Raw genomic sequence first — 17,263 nt, forward strand, 5'->3', positions numbered from 1 at the left:
GGTGCACCATGTCACTCTGCCTGCCGACCTATGTGGTGATCGACGCGTCCTCGTCGATGAAGCCGCACGAGGCCGTACTCAACGCGACCCTCTCCCGTCTGCACTACAACCTGGCGACGAATCCCCGCGTCTCGGAGTTCGCCCGGGTCTGCGTGGTCGCCTTCTCCACCGATGTGCATGTGGTGATCCCGATGTCGGACATGGAGCAGGTGCCGGCCATGCCCGAGGTGATCTGCGGCGGGCGCACGGACTACGGCAAGACCTTCGACCGGGTGCGGGAGTGCATCGAACAGGACGTCAGCAGCCTGCGGGCGCAGAACCTCGACGTGCTGCGGCCCACGATCTTCTTCCTGACCGACGGCAGTCCGACCGACGCGCACTGGCAGGACGCCTTCCGCAAGCTCGTGGACAGGGACTGGCCGCGCCACCCGCATGTGATCGCGTACGGCTTCGGCGGCGCGATGCGCGACGTGCTGGAACAGGTGGCCACCAAAGCGCTGTTCATCGCCGACGGTTCGGACACCGAGTCGGCGCTGAGCGGGGCGATCACGGGCCTGCTCAACACCCTCATCGCCTCGTCGAAGACCGGGCAGATGCAGATCGCCACCGACGTGAAGGGCTTCAACTACGTCGAGGTCGCCCAGGAGTACGTGGACTGATGATGGACGTCGAACCGCGTTACACGGTGTCCCGGCCGCAGCGCGCCGCCGCCGGACTCACCGCGCTGGCCGTGGCGCTGCTCGTCTGCGGCGCCGCGGTCGAGGTGACGGGCAACGTCCTCGGCGCTCCGGAAAAGGGCCGCGGGGGCGGCTCGCACCCGGCGACTTCCGCGCAGCCGACCGACACCGCCTCCAGCGCTCCCGCGACGCCGCCGCCGGGCCACCCGCCCCAGACCTCGACCGCCCCCACCCACCCGCCCGGCCCCACGATCACCGCTACCAGCGGTTCGTTGAACGGGAGGCAGCGGTAGCGGTACGGGGAGCGGGGGAGCGGTCGAGGCCGGGTACGGCTAGGCCAGCTCCTCCGCCCGCTTCCGCAGCAGCTTCTTGTCCGGCTTGCCCGCGTCGGTCAGGGGGAGGGCGTCCACGAAGGTGATGTGGGCCGGTTCGTACATCGGGCCGCGCTGTGCGCGCACCGCGGCGCGCAGTTCCTCCGCCTCCACCGCGAGGCCCGGTGCGGCCACGATCGCGGCGTGCACCTGCTCCATGCGGTCGGCGTCGCGGACGCCGAAGACCGCGCTCTGGAGGACCTTCGGGTGCGAGTTGAGGAGGTCCTCCAGCTCGGTGGTGTACACATGGCCGCCGACGACCACGATCATGTCCTTGAGCCGGTCGACGACGGTGATGTAGTCGTCCTCGTCGAGGAAGCCGATGTCACCGGTGTGCAGCCAGCCGTCGCGCAGCACCTCCGCGGTCAGCTCCGGCTGCTTCCAGTAGCCGGTCATCGTGCCCTCGGACCGGACGCAGATCTCGCCCAGCTCGCCGACCGGCAGGTCCTTGCCGTCGGTGTCGCGGACGGCGACCTCCACGCCCGGCAGCACCTTGCCCGCGGAGCGCATCCGCTCGGGCCGGTCCAGGTCGTGGTCCTCGGGGGTGAGCACGCTGATGCCGCCGGCCTCGTTCTGCCCGTAGAACTGGAGGAGTACGGGGCCGAAGCGGCGCACGGCGTCCGCGATCCGCGCGGGCGACGCCTGGCAGCCGCCGTACGTCAGGCCGCGCAGGCTGCTCAGGTCGCGGTCCTCGGAGCCCGGGTGGTCGAGGAGCTGGTACACCAGCGGCGGCAGCAGGAAGAGATGGGTGATGCGTTCGCGCTCGATGGTGTCGAGCACCTCGCCCGCGTCGAAGTCCTCGTGCAGCACGACACAGCCACCGGCCTGGATGACGTTGTCCGCCAGCATGCCCGCGGCGTGCGCGAGGGTGGTGCAGGCGAGCTGCCGGGGCAACTCCGCTTCGGTGGGGCGTGCCTGAGCCACCATCCGGCGCATCCGGTTGACCTGTTCGAAGGTCGTGACGATGCCCTTGGGGTGGCCCGTCGTGCCGCCGGTGTGCCGGATGGTGCAGATGTCGTCGGGGTGGGCGCGGGACACGAACGGCTCGTCGGGCTGCCCGGTGGCGAGTGCCAGCAGGTCCTGGCCGAGCTCGCGCTTGGACTCGCCCAGGACGAGGACGTGGCGCACGGGCGCGCTCTCGATGATCTCCGTGGCGCGGTCCGCGTAGTGCGGATCGACGACCAGGACCTGGGTCTCGACGTCCCGGACGATCGCCGCCTGCACGTCGGCCGACAGCTTGTTGTAGAGGTGATTGACCTTGCAGCCCACGAGGTTGGCGGCGTAACGGGCCGCGATCGTCTCGGGCAGATTGCCGCTGAGCAGGGTGACGGTCGCACCGCGCGTGACACCCTGGGCGGCCATCGCGTGGGCCATGCGGTGCACCAGAGAACGGAACTGACCGGCCGTCATGCGACGGTCCCCGTACACCAGGAGTTCGCGGTCCGGGTGGGCGGTCAGTGCGTCGAGGTTGTCCTCGACGAAGGTGCGGAAGGTTTCCGGCGCGTCGGACGCCGTGTCAGATATCGCGGCGTCGTGCGAAGTGCCTTCGGGCGCCTGGGGTGTTGCGGGGGTGGGGGTGGCTGCGGATGCCTCTGCGGGCATGGATGGTCCTCCTGGGGCCACCGGCCCGCTGGTCTTGGGGCGCGCCGGTGGTAGTGCTTTGTTGGGTGTGGGGGTGGCCGTCCGGAGCCGTCGGCGCAGCACGCCGCGCCCGGCACAAGTGGCGCCCGCCCCGGGTTCTTTGGTTGCCCCAGACAACCAAGATCAAGGCTAACCCCCGGCGTCATCCGTGCACGCCTCGGGTTGGCCCGCATCGGCACCCTTGACTCCTTCTTTTCCTTTGTTCTTCCTGGATTTGACCTCTGTATGCCTCAGTGGGGCGCGGTGGGTTCCTGCGGCGAGCGCAGTACGAGGAGGGTGATCTCGCTCGGGGCGAAGACGCGGAAGGGCGGGCCCCAGAAGCCGGCGCCGCGGCTGGTGTAGAGGAGTGTGCGGGCGCCGTGGTGGCTCAGTCCTGCGAGGGCCGGCTGGTCGAGGCGGACCAAGTGGTGGAAGGGCCAGATCTGGCCGCCGTGGGTGTGGCCGGAGAGCTGGAGGTCGACGCCCTGGGCCGCCGCGCGGTCGACGAACTTGGGCTGGTGGGCGAGGAGGAGCACCGGAAGGTCGGGGTCGGCGCCGTGGAGGGCTCCGTCGAGGTGTGCGCGGTGGCCCGCGAGTCCGGAGGACTCGGCGGTGACATCGTCGACACCGGCGACCACGAGGGTGTCACCGCCGCGTTCGAGCAGCAGATGACGGTTGCGCAGCGGCTCCCAGCCCAGCTCGTCCATCAGGTCGACCCAGCCCTGGGCCTCGCTGTAGTACTCGTGGTTGCCGGTGACGTAGACGCGCGCCCGCGTCGCCCGGACCGTGCCCAAGGGGGTGGCCTGGGCGCGCCGGCGTTCGGCCGTGCCGTCCGCGATGTCGCCGGTGTGGCACACCAGGTCGGCGTCCAGGGTGTTCACCGTCTCGCAGAGCCGTTCCGACCAGCGGGCGCGGTCGAGCGGACCGTAGTGGGTGTCCGTGATCAGGACGACCCGGGTGCCGTCCAACCCGGCTCCCAGGCGCGGGAGTTGTACGTCGAGCCGGCGCACGCGTGGCACCCGCCGGGCCTCCGCGTACCCCCAGGACAGCAGCACGGCGGACACACCGAGGACGGCCCAGGCGACGATGCGCGCCCGGTCCTCCCCGTCGCCGACGCCGGCCGCGACCAGCGCGAGCCGCAGCACGCTGCCGAGCAGCACGGACCACGTGAACAGGACCCAACTCCCGCCCAGCAGCGAGTCACCGACGATCGCCGCCCGGTCCTGCTGACGTCGCCCGTGGCCGCGCATCATCGCGAACGGCATGCCGACCAGACCGAGGCCGAACAGCGCGGTGCCGGTCACGGTGACGGGCAGCGGCCAGTGCTGACCGCCGTACAGAAGGACCCAGCACGGCACGGCCCACAGCAGGACGGGGGCGATCAGGGGGATGTAGCGCATCAGGCGCCGCAGTCGGCCCGGTGGCGCCTCTCGCCCTTTGTCGGCGGCGGATCGGGCGTCGCTGGTCTCGGTCACGCTTCCCCTCCAGTTCCGGACCTTCTTGGAAACCTCATTGTCCGCCGCCGGGGGAGGGGGCGGTGCCCGGGTCCCGGTCCCGAGTCGCAAAGGCGACGGTGGACGAGGCCGCCCGAGGAGCCCTCCGGCCGATGGACAGGTCCAGTACCATCGCCGCCATGCGACCCGCCCACTACACCGATGAGGACCTGGAGCAGCACTCCCTGCGTCGACGCGTCGCGGACGACGGGCAGCGGTCGGGGTTCGAGCACGATGTGGACCGGATCCTGTACTCGACGCAGTGGCGGGCGCTCGCGGGCAAGAGTCAGGTCGTCGCGAGCAGTGAACTCGGCGCGTATCACACGCGGCTCACCCACTCGATGAAGGTCGCGCAGCTCGGGCGGCGCATGGCCGAGCGTCTGGAGCGGCGCTACGGCGGGCCGAACCCGGCCCTCGTCGAGGCGGCCTGCATGGCGCACGACATCGGGCACCCGCCGTTCGGTCACGCCGGAGAGACGGCGCTGCGCGCGACGATGGACGAGCTGCACGCCGGACACGGCGTCCTCGACAGCTTCGAGGGCAACGCCCAGACGCTGCACATCCTCACCTTCCTGGCCGCCCACAAGTACGCGGGCCACCGCGGCCTGCACCTCTCCCGGGCCTGTCTGGACGCGGCCACGAAGTACCCGTGGGAACGCGCCCCGCGCGACTCCGACCCCGCGCGGCACGCGAAATGGGGTGTGTACGCGGTCGACCGGGAGGCGTTCAGGTGGGTGCGGGCCGGGCGTGACGACGACGCGGTGCCGGTCGAGGAGCAGGTGATGGACTGGGCCGACGACGTCACGTACGCCTGTCACGACGTGGAGGACTTCTACCGCGCCGGGCTGATCCCGTTGGCCGCGCTGTTTCCGCCGCCCGGGGCCGCGGGCGGTGACACCGAGCGCGAGACGCGGCGCTTCCTCGACTACGTGGCCGCCAAACGCCACCGCGCGGGCGCCGCCTTCGACCGCGACGAGGCGCTCCACATCCTGTCCGACATCGCAAAGGCACTGTCGATCGCCAAGCCGTACGGGGGCCGCCAAGCGGACGATGTCGCCCTCAACGCCCGTACCGCCAAGCTGATCGACCACTTCACGCGCGACATCGACCTGGACATCGGCGGCACGGCAGCGATTCGCTACGGCGCCCGTCTCGTCGTCCCCGCGGACCGCCGAGCGGCCTGCGAGCTGCTCAAGGAACTGGTCTGGTGCTACGTCATCGACCGCCCGGCCCTGGCCACCCAGCAGCACGGCAAGCGCCGCATCGTCTCCCAACTCCTGCGCTGGACTTACGAATCCCCGCACCTGCTCCCCACCGACCGGGCCGAGGAACTCGACCTCCACGGCGACTCGCTGCGTGCCGCCGCCGACCACGTCGCCTCGCTCACCGAGGGCCAGGCCGTCGCCCTCCACCGCCGCCTGTCCGGCGTCGGCCTCGGGTCGGTGACGGACGGGGACTGGCTCTGAGCGCGGCGCCCCGCCGCGCCCCGGGCCACCAGCCGCCCACTGGACACCCTTGCGTGGACCACGCACTGTTGGGCGGTGCAGTGGCGAGGGGCGCGCTGCGGGAATCGTGTGGGAGAGGGATGTGCTGATCACTGTCGCCGACGTGGAGGCCGAAGCCGAGCGGATCGCCGGGTACGTCGTCAGGACGCCGACGGTGCCGAGTCCTGGGCTGTCCGAACTGCTGGGCGTGCCGACCACCGCGAAGCTGGAACTGCTCCAGCGCACCGGCTCGTTCAAGGCCCGGGGTGCGACCGCGCGGCTGCTCACGCTCAACGCGGCCGAGCGCGCCGCGGGGGTCGTCACGGTCAGCGGGGGCAATCACGGCATCGCCCTGGCGGTCATGGCGGGCCTGCTGGACGTCAAGGCGACCATCGTGATGCCCCGCACCGCTCCCGCCAGTGCCAGAGGCACCGCGGAGGCCGCCGGGGCGAGCGTCCACATCGCCGACACCATGGACGGCGCGTTCGCTCTGGTCGGCGAGCTCAGGGACGCGGGGCTCACGCTGATCCACCCCTTCGACGACCCCACCGTCGTCGCCGCCCAGGGCACGGTCGGCCTGGAGTTCGCGCAGGACGCCGGGGAGCTCACCGACGTACTCGTCAGCATCGGTGGCGGCGGGCTGATCTCCGGCGTCGCCACCGCGCTGCGCGCACGTCGACCCGGAATCCGGATCTGGGGCGTCGAGACGGAAGGCGCCCAGGCCATGTCGGCAGCGCTGGACGCCGGAGGGCCGACGCCGGTCGAGCTGTCCTCGATCGTCTCGACGCTCAGCGCACCCAGCGCCTCTCGGCTCACCTACGAGCACGCCTCGGCGCTGCTGACCGACGTCCTCACGGTGACCGACGCCGAGGCGGTCCAGGGCACTCTGGACCTGGCCAACCACGCGAAGGTCTGGGCCGAGCCGGCCGCCGGCTGCTTGCTGCCCGCCTCCCGCCGGGTACTGGAGCGCGTCGGCGAGGGGGCCCGACTCGGCCTGGTGGTCTGCGGGGGCAACACGACGACCGCGGACGTGGCGGCCTGGGCCCGGCGCTTCGGTCTGTCCTGAGAACGGGAGGGGGCCAGCAGCGCGGGAGTGCGGCGCCGACCGGCCCTGAGGGGGACATGCCCTGAGGTCTGCTCGAGGGGTTGTTGAGGACGCGTCTTCATGGTGGTGTCGAGTTCGTGACCATCCCCGTTCCCCCGTGACACTCCCGGCTCGTGCCGCGCAGAGAGGAATGACCCCGAGCGGGTCATGGCGTCGACCCTCAGGTCGGAGGTGCAGACGCCGACCTGCGGAGGCGGGCCGATTCTCCCCCCGACACCGGCCCGCCTCCGCACTCCAAAGCGTTCGGGAATCAGGCTGCCCGGTTGAGCCGGGCCGCGATTCCGTGGCCGATCAGCAGATAGATGGCGGCCGGGAGACCGTAGTTCAGGACGACGCGTATGCCTTCCGTGTCCATGGTGAATATGTCCTGGGCCCACCAGCCGAGCCAGTCGGCCGTTCCCTGCACGAAATCGACGAATACGTTCGCCTGGTTGGCACCGAGCAGGAAAAGCGCGATCCACAGGACCAGGAAACCCGCCGCGACATCCGCGATGGTGCTGATGGTCAAAGCCGTGCGCCGCGTACCGTTCTGGCGACGCACCATGCGCTCGGAATCCATGGGCTGGTGGTGTGCGGGGTATCCCGAAGCCGGGTCCATGTTGCTCACGAGAATTCCGTTCTGAGGAGTTGTACGGAGTCGTACGTCGGCTGCTCTGTGTTTCTGCGTCGTGGCGGCCGGAAAGTGTTACACCGGTCGCCGCGCGTGCAATGCCTATCGGTCGCTGGTGACGGTGACCGGGGAGTCGCTGCGCAGTTCACCCACGAGTTGCTTGACCTTCGGCAAGTCCCAGGCCAGGTTGCCGCCGACGCTGCCGGAGATCGGCATGTTCATCGACTTGCCCTGTCCGCTGTTGACGTTCTTCATGGCGAGGAACATCCGGCCGAGCAGGTAGGGGCTCATGTCCTTGTCGACGACGAGCGTGTCGAGTCCCGCGCCCATGAGGGGGTAGAGCTTGAACGGGTTGAGGGTCGTGCTCGGTGACGCGGCCTGGTTCGAGAGGGCGGCGAGGAACTTCTGCTGGTTCTTGGTGCGGTCCAGGTCGCTGCCGGTGAAGGCGTGCCGCGTACGGACGTAGGCGAGGGCCTGCTTGCCGTCCAGGGTCTGCTCGCCGGCCTGGAAGTCGGCACCCGACCACTTGTCCTGGAAGCCCTTGTCGAGGTTCATGTCGACGCCGCCCATGGCGTCCACGACGTTCGCGAAGCCGGCGAATCCGATCTCCGCGTAGTGGTCGATGTGCAGGCCGGTGTTGTACTCGACGGTGCGCGTCAGCAGCTGCGGGCCGTCGAAGGCGTACGCGGCGTTGAGCTTGTTGGCGCCCATCGCGGGCCGCATCCGCCCGGACTCGGAGCCGCGGAACGAGGGGATGTTCACGTTCGAGTCGCGCGGCAGGGAGATCAGCGTCGGATCGCCCGCGCCGACGTGCAGGATCATCATCGAGTCGGTGCGCCTGCCCTCGGCCGCGCCCGTGTGCAGGTCCTTCTCCTGCTGCTTGGACATTCCCTCGCGGCTGTCCGAGCCGACGATGAGGTAGTTCGTGCCCTCACCCTCGCCAGGCCGGTCGACGACCTTCCCGAGATCGACTTCCTTTCGAAGGTTGGAATCGATCCAGAAATAGGTGCCGCCCGCAATCAGCAGCAGAAGTACGAGGATCGATATCAGGATCCTTCTGACCCTGCGCCCACGGCGGGGACGGACCCGGCCGGAATCGTAGGGAACGCCGCCACCTTGTCGCGGTGGCGGCGTCGGTCCCTGGGGGCCCGTGCCCCGCATGCCGTCCGGGCGAGGAGCGGCGAAATCGCGCTCGTACCGATCATGGAAATCGACGTTCTGGACGCCGCGCCTCTGATTCATGCGGGGCAGTGTGCATTCCGGACCGCCCTCGGGGGCAAGTCGTCGAAAGGCATGCCGCAAAAGGGACGCCGGGCTACAAGCCGTCCGTGGAAATGGGGGTTCACTCCTCAATTCCGACAGGAAGGTGCGGAGTTCCCACTCCTGATGTCCACATCCGTCCCCGAACGCTCACAGGGTCGCACGGAAACATCCCTCGGAATTCACCGCGGCCCGGCCGCCGGACGCATGGATCCGGGTCAGCGCAACCCGGCGAAGAGGTCGTTCTCGGGGACGTCCGCGCCCGTGGTGTCCCTGACGCGGACGAAGGTCTCCAGGCCCATCAGCTCGCCGAACCGTTCCTTGCCCATCTTGAGGAAGAAGATGTTCTCGCCCTGGCTGGCGTGCGCGGCGAGGGAGTCGAACTTCTGGTCGCTGAACGCGGTGGTGTCCACCCACGTGGTGATCTCGTCGTCCGGGAGACCGATGTCGGCCAGCGCGGCGGCCTCGGCGGGGTCCGGCTCCGGCATGTCCTCGTTGAACTCGCGCATGATCTCGCCGAACCGCTGCATCCCGGAGTGGGGCATCGTCGTCCAGTACACCTTCGGCGTGAAGTCGATCATCTCCAGCGCCGCCATGGTGATGCGGTTGGCCTGGATGTGGTCGGGGTGGCCGTAGAAACCGTTCTCGTCATAGGTGACGACCACATCGGGGCGGTAGTGGCGCATGAGCTCCGCGAGCCGGGCGGCGCCCACCTCCACGGGGGTCTGCCAGAAGGATTCGGCGGCCTCGTTGCTCGGCCAGCCGATCATCCCGGAGTCCGCGTAGTCCAGCGTCTCCAGATCGCTGATCCCGAGGACCTCGCAGCTCGTCTCCAGTTCCTGGCGGCGCATCTTGGCGACGGCCGCGGGATCGTGCCCGGGTTCGCCAGGCTTGACGCCTCCCGGCCCGTCACCGCAACCGCCGTCGGTACAGGTCACGAGCACCGTGCGGATGCCTTCCGCCGCATATCGCGCGAGGACCCCTCCGGTGCTGGTGGCCTCGTCGTCGGGGTGGGCGTGCACGGCCATGAGCGTCAAGGGTCGGTCGGTCATGAAAGCGTCCTCCTGCGGAAACATGTCTGGTCCGGGCGCGGCGCATGCCGAGCGCCCGGCCCCTCGGCTGATGCAACCGCGCGGGACGCGTCAGCTGTTCCCGACGTGACCGATTCGACCTTGTTCTTGTCGCCGATGCCACGCGGCGCCCGCCGTCGTCGCCCGCGCCGTATCATCACCCCCGTGGCGACGGGGAAGCGGCTGATCGCCGTGGGGGTTCTGGCCGCGGGGGCCGCGGTGGCGGGTGGGGTGTGGGGGCATCGTGTCGCGCAGCACCGGGCCTTTCGGGTCGGGCCGCACGACCGGGCCGTGTACGACGCCGAGCGCCATGCCCTCTACGATCCCGGCCGGGGCGGCTGGCTGGACCTGGACACCGGTCGACTGCACCGGTACGCGGCCGACGCGCCGTGGATGCCGGCGGAGTTGGTTCTGCTCGGCGTGGGCTGTCTGGTGTTCCTCGTCCTCGCGGTCAACTGGACGGTCGGACAACGCCGGTTGGTGTGGCGCACCTGGCGCGAGTGCGTGCGGCGTCCGCTGAACGTCCTTGCGCTGCTCGGGGTGTGGACGGTGATGATCGCCGTGCCGTTCCTGGCGCAGGGCGATGCCCTCGCCGCCGTCTCCCGGGATCCCATGACCGCGCTCTTCCTCGGTGCGACCCTGGGGTCCGTGCTCGGCGTGACCCTGCTGGTGTACGTGCCGTGGATCGTCGTGCGGGGCGGCGGGACGGTCGCGCTGCTGCTCCGGCTGGTCCGCGCCAAGACGGTCGCCTCCGGGGCCGGTGCCGGGCGGCGGGACGCCCTGCGGGACGTGGTGCGGCGGGCCGAGACGTTCCGGGCGGGAGCCGGGCGGGATCTCGATTCCCTGGCGGGTCTCGTGCGCGCGGAGGCGTTCATCGACCTGCTGGCGGACCAGGGAAGCGACACCATGCTGGACGAGCTGCTGAGGGACGGCCCGGCCGCTCTCGACGCCCCGCAGCGGCACGTGGTGGACCGGCTGCTGTTCGCGTTCGGGCGGCCCGCGGTCGAGGTGAACGTGGCGCGGGCGTTCATCCTCCGCTACGAGTGGACCGGCGCGGCCGGTCATCTGGACCGGGCGATCGCCGTCCTCGACCCGCTCGCCGCGAAGCCGCGACCGTGGTTCTGGCTCACGATGACCGACTGGCCCGTCGTCCTCCTCACGCTCGCCTGGGCGCTCAAGGACCGGTACGAGCTGCGTGCGGACCTCGCCGATCTCGAACGGGCCCTTGCCCTCGTCAGGGACGTGTCCGCGCGGCATCCGGACCGGGCGCGGGGCCGCCTCGTCGAGCTGGAGCTGATCGGGTACCGGGCCACGGCCGATCCCGCCGCGCTGGCCGCGGCCGTCGAGGAGGGGCGGCGCGGGGAGCCCGGCCCCGGCGCCGTCGTGGCGCTGCTGGAGCGGTTCGCCCGCGACGGCGACCGCCAGGACCTCGACGAGGCAAGGGAGTTGGCGGACGGACTGGTGAAGGCGCGTGGCCCCGGCCATCCGCTGCACGCCGTCTGTCTGACGGTCAGGGCCCGCGCGCTGGAGGCGTCGGGCGGGCGCGACGAGGCCGTGCGGTGCCTGCGCGAGGCGGTCGGCGACTCCTCCTCGCCGTTGCAGACCCGGCTGGCCGCCGCCGTCCGCCTCGGTGAACTCGGCGCGGGCGGACCGCTGTCGGTCGAAGGCTACGGGGCGGCGGTCGAACTCCTGCCGCAGATGGCCTGGATCGGATTGCGCCGCGACGACCAGCGGTGGCTGCTCAGCCGCTGGCAGGGTGTGTCGACGGCGGCCGCAGCGGCCGCGATCGCCGCCGGGCGGGTGGCGTACGCGGTGGAGGTCCTGGAGCAGGGGCGCGCCGTGATGTGGGGTCAACTCGCCCGATTGCGCATGGGCGTTGAGAGCGCGCGGGCCGCCGATCCCGCCCTGGCCCGGCGCCTCGCCGAGATCCGTGCCGAGCTCGACATGCCGGACGACGACGCGGGCGGGCGCCCCGGTCACCTCGCGGGTGCCGACGTGGAGCGGCGGATCCGCCTGGGCCGGGAGTGGGAGCAACTCGCCTCCCGGCTGCGGGAGTCGGAGCGGGCCGGCTACCGGGAACTGGCGAGGGCCGCGGACCGCGGCCCCGTCGTGGTGCTCAACGCCGACCCGCTGCGCTGCGACGCGATCGCCCTGCTGCCCGGCCGGGACGAACCGTTCCTCGTGCCGCTCGACCGCCTCGACCACGGCGAACTCGTCGAGTGGGCACGGCAGTCCGCCGATCCGGACGGCCGCCACCAGGCCCTGCTCAACGTCATCGCGCCACGCCTGTGGGCCGACCTCGCCGAGCCCGTACTGACGGTCCTGAGGCCGCACCTCCCAGCCGACCGGCGGATCTGGTGGTGCCCCACGGGCCCCCTCACCGCCCTGCCGATCCATGCGGCGGGCCGACACACGCACCCCGGCGACCCCGCCCTGCTCGACGAGGTCGTCTCCTCCTACACACCCACCATCGGCGCGCTCCTGAGATCCACCGAGCGCACCGCCACGGCCCGCGGGCGACTCGTCGTCGCCGCACCGCAGACCCCCGACCGGCCCGACCTGCCGGAGGTGTCACAGGAGTCCGCCGAGTTCCTGCGGCACTTCCCCGACGCGGTGACACTCGACCCCGCACATGTAGACGACGTCCTCACGCGGCTGCGCGACGCCCGCTGGGCACACTTCGCCTGCCACGCCGACGCCGCCGGACTCGCCGTGGCCGACGGTGCGGTCTCCCTCGACCAGCTCGCCGACCTCGGCCTGCCCGGCGCCGAGTTCTGCTACTTGTCGGCGTGCAGCACCGCCGCCCCCGACCCGCGCGCCTACGACGAGGCCATCCATCTCGCCGCCCTGCTCCACCTCCAGTCGTACACACACGTGGTGGGCACCCTGTGGGAGGTCGAAAGCGACAAGGCGCTCGACGCCGCGCGCGAGGTGTACCGGACGCTCACCGCGCACGGCCCGCCCGACAGCGGGCTCGCCGCCCAGGCCGTGCACAACGCGGCACAGACCCTGCGCCAGGCCGCCCCACACACCGTGGACGTCTGGTCCTCCCTGCTGCACATCGGACCGTAGAGGAGCACCACCCATGTCCATCCGCGACCGCTGGCCCTGGCACCGCCGGGCCAACACCACGGCCGCCCCCGACACCGCCGACGGGGCGGGCGCCGCCGACACGGAACAGGTCGCCCTGGCGTGGCTCTGCGCCCACCTGCCCGAACTGCGGGAGAAGGCCGACCGGTACGCGTGGCGGGCCGCCCTTGACCGGGAGGTCGCCGAGGTCCGCGCGGGCAAGCCCGCGTCCGACGCGCTCCGCGCGCTGGAACTGCGGCGCGAAGGCCACCGGTCCTCGGGGCTGCCGGCCGCGGACGCCTGGCAGGAGCGCCCCGTCGTCGAGTGGTTCCGCTGCCCGAGCGGACGCTGCCCCGCCCGGGGACGCGGCCCGGACGCCGCCGAGCCGCGCTGCCACATCGACGGGGCGCTCATGCCCCCGCGGGACGGTGGCTGATGGACGGCATCCTCACCGAGCTGGGCAAACGCATCGCCGACCGCTGGTTCGCCTTCCTGATCCTGCCCGGTGTGCCGTTCGCGGCGGCCGTCCTCGCCGCCTGGGCGATGCGGCCCTCCGGCGCGGCCCACGCACTCGACCTCGGCGTCCTCGTCCGGCGCCTCGACAGCCTCGGCGACACCGCAACGACCACCAAGGGGGCGGTGCTCGGCTGCCTGCTCCTCGGTGGCGTCATCGTGACGGCCCTCGTCGTACGGGAGTTGAGCCTGTTCGTGCACCGGCTCTGGACGGGCCGTTCGAAGGCCCTGCGGCGCGTCATGAACCCCGGCATCCAGCGCCGCCGGCGCAACGCCCTCGACACGGCCCGGCAGGGCGGCTACGCCGTGCCCGAGCGCTATCTGCCCCATCGCGCCACGTGGATCGGCGACCGCTTCGCCCTCGTCGACGAGCGGGTCGCCGCCCAGTACGGCGTCTCGCTCGCCAGGGTGTGGCCCCGCCTCTGGCAGCTCCACGACCTGCGCGGCCCCAAGATCGTCACCGCGGCCTGGGACGAGTACGCCGCCGCGACGGTCCGCGTCGCCTGGGCGCTGCCCTACGCCGCGCTCGCGCCGCTCTGGTGGCCCGCCGGCGTCGTCGCGCTCGCCCTGCTTCTCCTCGGCTGGGCCCAGGGCCGCCGCGGCGCCGACGACTTCTGCCTCGCCTGTGAGGCGGCCGTGGACCTCCAACTCCGCCGCCTGGCACATGTGGTGGGCGTACCCCTGCCGCTGCGGCGCGTGACCGTGACCGAGGGCCGCGAGATCGACCGCATCCTCGCCAAGGGCGCATATCTTCCGCTGCCCAGGACCGAGCCCGTCAGGTCAGCTCCTCCGCGAGCAGATCCATGAGCAGCCCGTCCTCCCAGACACCCGTCCGATGGTTGCGCCAGTACGCCCGCATGACCCCCACGGGCTTGAAGCCGACCTTGGTGTAACTGCGGATCGCGACGGTGTTCGCCGCGGCGGGATCGATGGTCAGCCGGTGATGGCCGCGCTCGCGCACCAGCCACCTCGCCAGCGTGCGCACCGCGTCGGTCCCCAGCCCCTTCCCGTGCAGGCGCGCCGTCAGGAAGACGTCGATGCCGGCCCGGCGGAACTCCGGGTCGTCCTCCTCGTCGTACTGGATCATGCCGATGACCTCGCCCTCGAAGACGATGGCGAGATCGCCCTCGAAGTCGTCCGGCGGCGACCACCACGCGGCGACCTCCGGTTCGCGCACGATCTCGGCAAGGATCGCGACGTCGCCGCTCGACACGGGCCGCAGGAGGACCTTGTCCCCGTTCAACTCCATGACGTCATGGTCCCTCGGCGGTCCCGACACCTCAACGGGATTCCCGGCACCTGGAGGTGGCGATGGCGTACGGGGTGCCCCGCGCACCCGCACGCGCCGACGCGCCTATCGTCGCCCCATGACCACTCTGCTGATCGCGGGAATGCCGGCCGCGGGACACGTCAATCCGACCCTCCCCGTCGTCACCGAGCTCGTCGGCGCAGGTGTCGACGTCGTGTACCTGTGCGACGCCGAGTTCGAGGACCACATCAAGGCGACGGGTGCGAGATTCGTGCCGTATCCCGAGGGTGTGCTGACGGCCCGTGACATCGCCGAGGCGACTCGCGCGGGCAGCAGCGTGGGCGTGGTGGTGAAGGTCCTGAGGGCGTGTTCGGCGCTCGTTCCGTTCGTCGTCGAGCAGGCCGGGGCGCTGGGCCCGGCGGCGCTGATGCACGACTCGAACGCGCTCTGGGGCCGACTGGCCGCGACGGCCCTTCAGCTGCCCACGGTCTCCTTCATGACGACGTTCTTCGTCGGGAGCGGCGCGGTGAAGGCCCTCACGGTGCGGGAGAACCTGGCCGTCGTCGGCCCGACCCTGCGCGACATGCCTGCCGCGCTGCGGGCCAAGCGCGCACTGGTCAAGGAGTTCGGGGCGGAAGCGGTCCCGGCCACGCCGATGCTCCCGCTGCGCGGCGACCTGACGCTCTTCCCGATCCCCGAGGAGCTCCAGCCGCCCGACCCGCGCCTGGACGCCGGCTGCCGCTTCACTGGCCCGACCGCCTCACCGGACGCCGTGCCCGAGCCGCTGGACCCGGAGCTCGCCGCCCATGTGTCGGGCGGGGACCCGGTCGTCCTGGTCTCGCTGGGCACGCTGCACGACGGCGGCGCGGCCTTCTTCCGCGCCTGCTGTACGGCGCTCGGCGACCTCCCGGTCCGCGTCGTCCTCGCCACCGGCAGCGGCGTCGACCCCGCCGTCCTGGGCGCCGCACCGGCCAACACCCTCGCCCGCCGCTCGGTCCCCCAACTCGCCCTGCTGCGCGAGGCGTCGGTGTTCGTCACCCACGGCGGCATGAACAGCGCGCTGGAGGCGCTGAGTTGCGGGGTGCCGCTGGTCGTCGTGCCGCAACAGGTGGAGCAGTTCCTCATCGGCCGGGCGATCGCGGAACGCGGCGCGGCGGTGGTGCTCCGCCAGCCGCTGTCCCACCGCCCGGTTCCGCCCGCCGCGCTGCGGGCGTCCGTCGAACGGGTGCTGAAGGACCTGAAGGACCGCGGGATGACGGAGGCCGCCGCCGGTATGGGGCGGAGGTTCCGGTCGGAGGGAGGGGCGGAGCGGGCGGCCGAGTTGGTTCGGGGGGTGTTGGCGGGCTGACGCGCACGGCCGCCACCGTCGTGCCGCCGGGGGCCGAGGGCGGTCGGCTCAGTACGGGCCGGGGCCGCGGTCCTTGCCCGCGATGACCGGGCTGAGGGTGCGCAGGGCAAGGCCGGCGGCGATCAGCGTGAGGCAGCCGACGACGAGGCCGAGCATCGCGAGCGGGCTGAGGGTGCCGGTCATGGCGAGGGCGCCGGTGCCCGCGCCGCCGAGTGCCGCGGCGCTGGTGGGATTTCCGTACATGGTGCTCAACTCCTGGGCGGGAACGGGTGAGTGGACAGTGTGGTGCTGCGGGTTCAGGTGGCGACCCAGTGGGCCTCGCGGCGCAGCACCAGGTCGACGAGCGAGCGGACGAACACCGCCTGCCGGAAGACGTCGTAGAGCAACTCCGGTATGAGGGGCAGCGCGAGGAGCGTGGCCCGCCAGCCGAGGCGGCGCACGGTCAGCGTCCGCTCGACGACGAAGATCAGCATGATCGAGGTCCAGAAGAGCGACAGGCCGCCCCAGCCGACGACGGTCAGGTTCAGGACCGCGTACAGGAAGAAGAGGCCGAGGGCGAGGGCGCCGACGCCGAGCATGATCTGCTGGCCGAAGTACTTCCTGGTGACCGACGTCCAGCCGTAGTCGCGCAGGTTCTCCAGGGCGCCGCGCTGCCAGCGCAGCCGCTGGTGCCAGAGCTTGCCGACCGTGGGCATCACCTCGGTGACCAGCCAGCAGCCGTCGGGGGAGACGGTGCGGTACCCGAGCGTCTTGACGGCCTTGGTGATCTCGTCGTCCTCGGTGAGGGAGGCGAGCGAGTAGTAGCTCTCGCCGCCGCCGATGACCCCGTCGAGGCGGGCCCGGCGCACCTGGCGCAGGACGCCCGCGCGGAACAGGCTGCCGGTCCCGGTGAGCACGACGGCCTCGTTGTTCTTGCGGCGGATCTCCAGGGCGTAGCGCTGGTACTCCATGCGCTGAAGCTGGCCGAGCAGGCCGCCGCCCGGTTCGCCGTAGAAGATGCCGCCGACCGCGCCGACCGTCTCGTCCTCCATGGCCTCCACCGCGCAGCCCACGAACTCGGGGTTGAGGACGGTGTCGGCGTCCTGGACGAGCACGAGGTCCTCGTCGGCCAGGTCCGCGATCAGGGGAGCCATGGCCTGGTTGAGGGCGCCGGCCTTCTTGTCCTTGTTGTCCGTGGGCACGAAGACCTCGGCGCCGCAGTAGTCGGCGATGCGCGCGGTGCGGTCCGTGCAGTTGTCGGCCACGACGACGATGCGGTCCGGGCGGACCGTCTGGCGGTACAGGCCCGCCAGCGTGGCGACGATGCGGTCCTGCTCGTTGTGTGCGGGGATGAGTGCGACGAGTGTCATTGACGAGCTGTCCCTTGCTCTGTCGTGGACTGTCGCAGGCGGATC

The 17,263-nt window shown here is 71.5% G+C and carries 16 protein-coding genes; 8 read left to right on the forward strand and 8 right to left on the reverse strand.

Annotated elements, in window-relative coordinates:
• The first annotated feature begins 8 nt into the window (after window positions 1-8).
• Both ACNYS0_RS34670 and ACNYS0_RS34675 read left to right on the forward strand, forming a co-directional pair.
• The gene (locus ACNYS0_RS34670) at window positions 9-659 is read left to right on the forward strand and encodes a vWA domain-containing protein (protein ID WP_422479378.1); all 651 of its coding nucleotides are present in this window, start codon (window positions 9-11) and stop codon (window positions 657-659) included.
• Window positions 659-970 (forward strand): hypothetical protein, encoded by a 312-nt coding sequence (locus ACNYS0_RS34675; RefSeq protein WP_422479380.1) that lies wholly within the window; start codon window positions 659-661, stop codon window positions 968-970. The genes ACNYS0_RS34670 and ACNYS0_RS34675 overlap by 1 nt, the downstream gene beginning before the upstream one ends.
• A gap of 39 nt (window positions 971-1,009) precedes the next feature.
• Here ACNYS0_RS34675 and ACNYS0_RS34680 read toward each other — a convergent pair whose 3' ends face one another.
• A complete protein-coding gene (locus tag ACNYS0_RS34680; RefSeq protein WP_422479382.1) occupies window positions 1,010-2,650 on the reverse strand; it encodes an AMP-binding protein in 1,641 nt (546 codons plus the stop codon).
• A 269-nt stretch (window positions 2,651-2,919) separates the two neighbouring features.
• On the reverse strand, window positions 2,920-4,143 hold the full coding sequence (locus ACNYS0_RS34685) for a metallophosphoesterase (RefSeq protein WP_422479384.1): 1,224 nt from the start codon (window positions 4,141-4,143) through the stop codon (window positions 2,920-2,922).
• A 131-nt stretch (window positions 4,144-4,274) separates the two neighbouring features.
• Between ACNYS0_RS34685 and dgt the strand changes: the two genes are divergently transcribed.
• Together dgt and ACNYS0_RS34695 are read left to right on the forward strand one after the other, a co-directional pair.
• Complete coding sequence (dgt, locus tag ACNYS0_RS34690; RefSeq protein ID WP_422479386.1) at window positions 4,275-5,627, forward strand: dGTP triphosphohydrolase; 1,353 nt, start codon at window positions 4,275-4,277, stop codon at window positions 5,625-5,627.
• Between the two features lie 124 nt (window positions 5,628-5,751).
• Window positions 5,752-6,711 carry a pyridoxal-phosphate dependent enzyme gene (locus tag ACNYS0_RS34695; RefSeq protein ID WP_422482855.1) on the forward strand — a complete coding sequence of 320 codons (960 nt, stop codon included), beginning with the start codon at window positions 5,752-5,754 and terminating at the stop codon, window positions 6,709-6,711.
• A gap of 289 nt (window positions 6,712-7,000) precedes the next feature.
• Here the strand turns inward: ACNYS0_RS34695 and ACNYS0_RS34700 are convergent, their stop codons facing one another.
• The 3 genes from ACNYS0_RS34700 to ACNYS0_RS34710 form a co-directional block, all read right to left on the reverse strand.
• Complete coding sequence (locus tag ACNYS0_RS34700; RefSeq protein WP_422482856.1) at window positions 7,001-7,309, reverse strand: hypothetical protein; 309 nt, start codon at window positions 7,307-7,309, stop codon at window positions 7,001-7,003.
• A gap of 153 nt (window positions 7,310-7,462) precedes the next feature.
• On the reverse strand, window positions 7,463-8,662 hold the full coding sequence (locus ACNYS0_RS34705; RefSeq protein ID WP_422479388.1) for an LCP family protein: 1,200 nt from the start codon (window positions 8,660-8,662) through the stop codon (window positions 7,463-7,465).
• 176 nt (window positions 8,663-8,838) lie between these two features.
• Window positions 8,839-9,672: a PIG-L family deacetylase gene (locus ACNYS0_RS34710; protein ID WP_422479390.1), complete on the reverse strand. Its 834-nt coding sequence runs from the start codon at window positions 9,670-9,672 to the stop codon at window positions 8,839-8,841.
• 183 nt (window positions 9,673-9,855) lie between these two features.
• Here ACNYS0_RS34710 and ACNYS0_RS34715 point away from each other — a divergent pair, with 183 nt between their 5' ends.
• The 3 genes from ACNYS0_RS34715 to ACNYS0_RS34725 are packed head-to-tail and all read left to right on the forward strand — an operon-like array spanning window position 9,856 to window position 14,079.
• The gene (locus ACNYS0_RS34715) at window positions 9,856-12,762 is read left to right on the forward strand and encodes a CHAT domain-containing protein (RefSeq protein ID WP_422479392.1); all 2,907 of its coding nucleotides are present in this window, start codon (window positions 9,856-9,858) and stop codon (window positions 12,760-12,762) included.
• A gap of 13 nt (window positions 12,763-12,775) precedes the next feature.
• Window positions 12,776-13,195, forward strand: coding sequence for a hypothetical protein (locus ACNYS0_RS34720; RefSeq protein WP_422479394.1), 420 nt, complete (start codon window positions 12,776-12,778; stop codon window positions 13,193-13,195).
• Window positions 13,195-14,079, forward strand: a complete 885-nt coding sequence (locus ACNYS0_RS34725) for a hypothetical protein (protein ID WP_422479396.1) — start codon at window positions 13,195-13,197, stop codon at window positions 14,077-14,079. Before ACNYS0_RS34720 ends, ACNYS0_RS34725 begins: the two co-directional genes overlap by 1 nt.
• On the opposite strand, the gene aac(6') is transcribed toward ACNYS0_RS34725, so the two are convergent.
• Window positions 14,048-14,521 carry an aminoglycoside 6'-N-acetyltransferase gene (gene aac(6') / locus ACNYS0_RS34730; RefSeq protein WP_422479398.1) on the reverse strand — a complete coding sequence of 158 codons (474 nt, stop codon included), beginning with the start codon at window positions 14,519-14,521 and terminating at the stop codon, window positions 14,048-14,050. The two genes, ACNYS0_RS34725 and aac(6'), sit on opposite strands and share 32 nt — an antisense overlap.
• 118 nt (window positions 14,522-14,639) lie before the next feature.
• Here aac(6') and ACNYS0_RS34735 point away from each other — a divergent pair, with 118 nt between their 5' ends.
• Window positions 14,640-15,869 (forward strand): macrolide family glycosyltransferase, encoded by a 1,230-nt coding sequence (locus ACNYS0_RS34735; RefSeq protein WP_422479400.1) that lies wholly within the window; start codon window positions 14,640-14,642, stop codon window positions 15,867-15,869.
• Between the two features lie 48 nt (window positions 15,870-15,917).
• Here ACNYS0_RS34735 and ACNYS0_RS34740 read toward each other — a convergent pair whose 3' ends face one another.
• Window positions 15,918-16,112, reverse strand: a complete 195-nt coding sequence (locus tag ACNYS0_RS34740) for a hypothetical protein (RefSeq protein ID WP_422405808.1) — start codon at window positions 16,110-16,112, stop codon at window positions 15,918-15,920.
• A 53-nt stretch (window positions 16,113-16,165) separates the two neighbouring features.
• The gene (locus ACNYS0_RS34745; RefSeq protein WP_422479402.1) at window positions 16,166-17,218 is read right to left on the reverse strand and encodes a glycosyltransferase family 2 protein; all 1,053 of its coding nucleotides are present in this window, start codon (window positions 17,216-17,218) and stop codon (window positions 16,166-16,168) included.
• Between the last annotated feature and the right edge of the window lie 45 nt (window positions 17,219-17,263).

Source organism: Streptomyces anthophorae, assembly GCF_049310305.1.
In the GTDB taxonomy this organism is placed as follows: domain Bacteria; phylum Actinomycetota; class Actinomycetes; order Streptomycetales; family Streptomycetaceae; genus Streptomyces.

Bases quoted from the DNA above. Each gene is read 5' to 3' on its own strand.
- ACNYS0_RS34700 (WP_422482856.1), bottom strand. From the start codon at position 7,309: ATGGATTCCGAGCGCATGGTGCGTCGCCAGAACGGTACGCGGCGCACG.
- ACNYS0_RS34680 (WP_422479382.1), bottom strand. From the start codon at position 2,650: ATGCCCGCAGAGGCATCCGCAGCCACCCCCACCCCCGCAACACCCCAG.
- ACNYS0_RS34745 (WP_422479402.1), bottom strand. From the start codon at position 17,218: ATGACACTCGTCGCACTCATCCCCGCACACAACGAGCAGGACCGCATC.
- dgt (WP_422479386.1), top strand. From the start codon at position 4,275: ATGGACAGGTCCAGTACCATCGCCGCCATGCGACCCGCCCACTACACC.
- ACNYS0_RS34725 (WP_422479396.1), top strand. From the start codon at position 13,195: ATGGACGGCATCCTCACCGAGCTGGGCAAACGCATCGCCGACCGCTGG.
- ACNYS0_RS34670 (WP_422479378.1), top strand. From the start codon at position 9: ATGTCACTCTGCCTGCCGACCTATGTGGTGATCGACGCGTCCTCGTCG.
- ACNYS0_RS34740 (WP_422405808.1), bottom strand. From the start codon at position 16,112: ATGTACGGAAATCCCACCAGCGCCGCGGCACTCGGCGGCGCGGGCACC.
- ACNYS0_RS34710 (WP_422479390.1), bottom strand. From the start codon at position 9,672: ATGACCGACCGACCCTTGACGCTCATGGCCGTGCACGCCCACCCCGAC.
- ACNYS0_RS34675 (WP_422479380.1), top strand. From the start codon at position 659: ATGATGGACGTCGAACCGCGTTACACGGTGTCCCGGCCGCAGCGCGCC.
- ACNYS0_RS34720 (WP_422479394.1), top strand. From the start codon at position 12,776: ATGTCCATCCGCGACCGCTGGCCCTGGCACCGCCGGGCCAACACCACG.
- ACNYS0_RS34735 (WP_422479400.1), top strand. From the start codon at position 14,640: ATGACCACTCTGCTGATCGCGGGAATGCCGGCCGCGGGACACGTCAAT.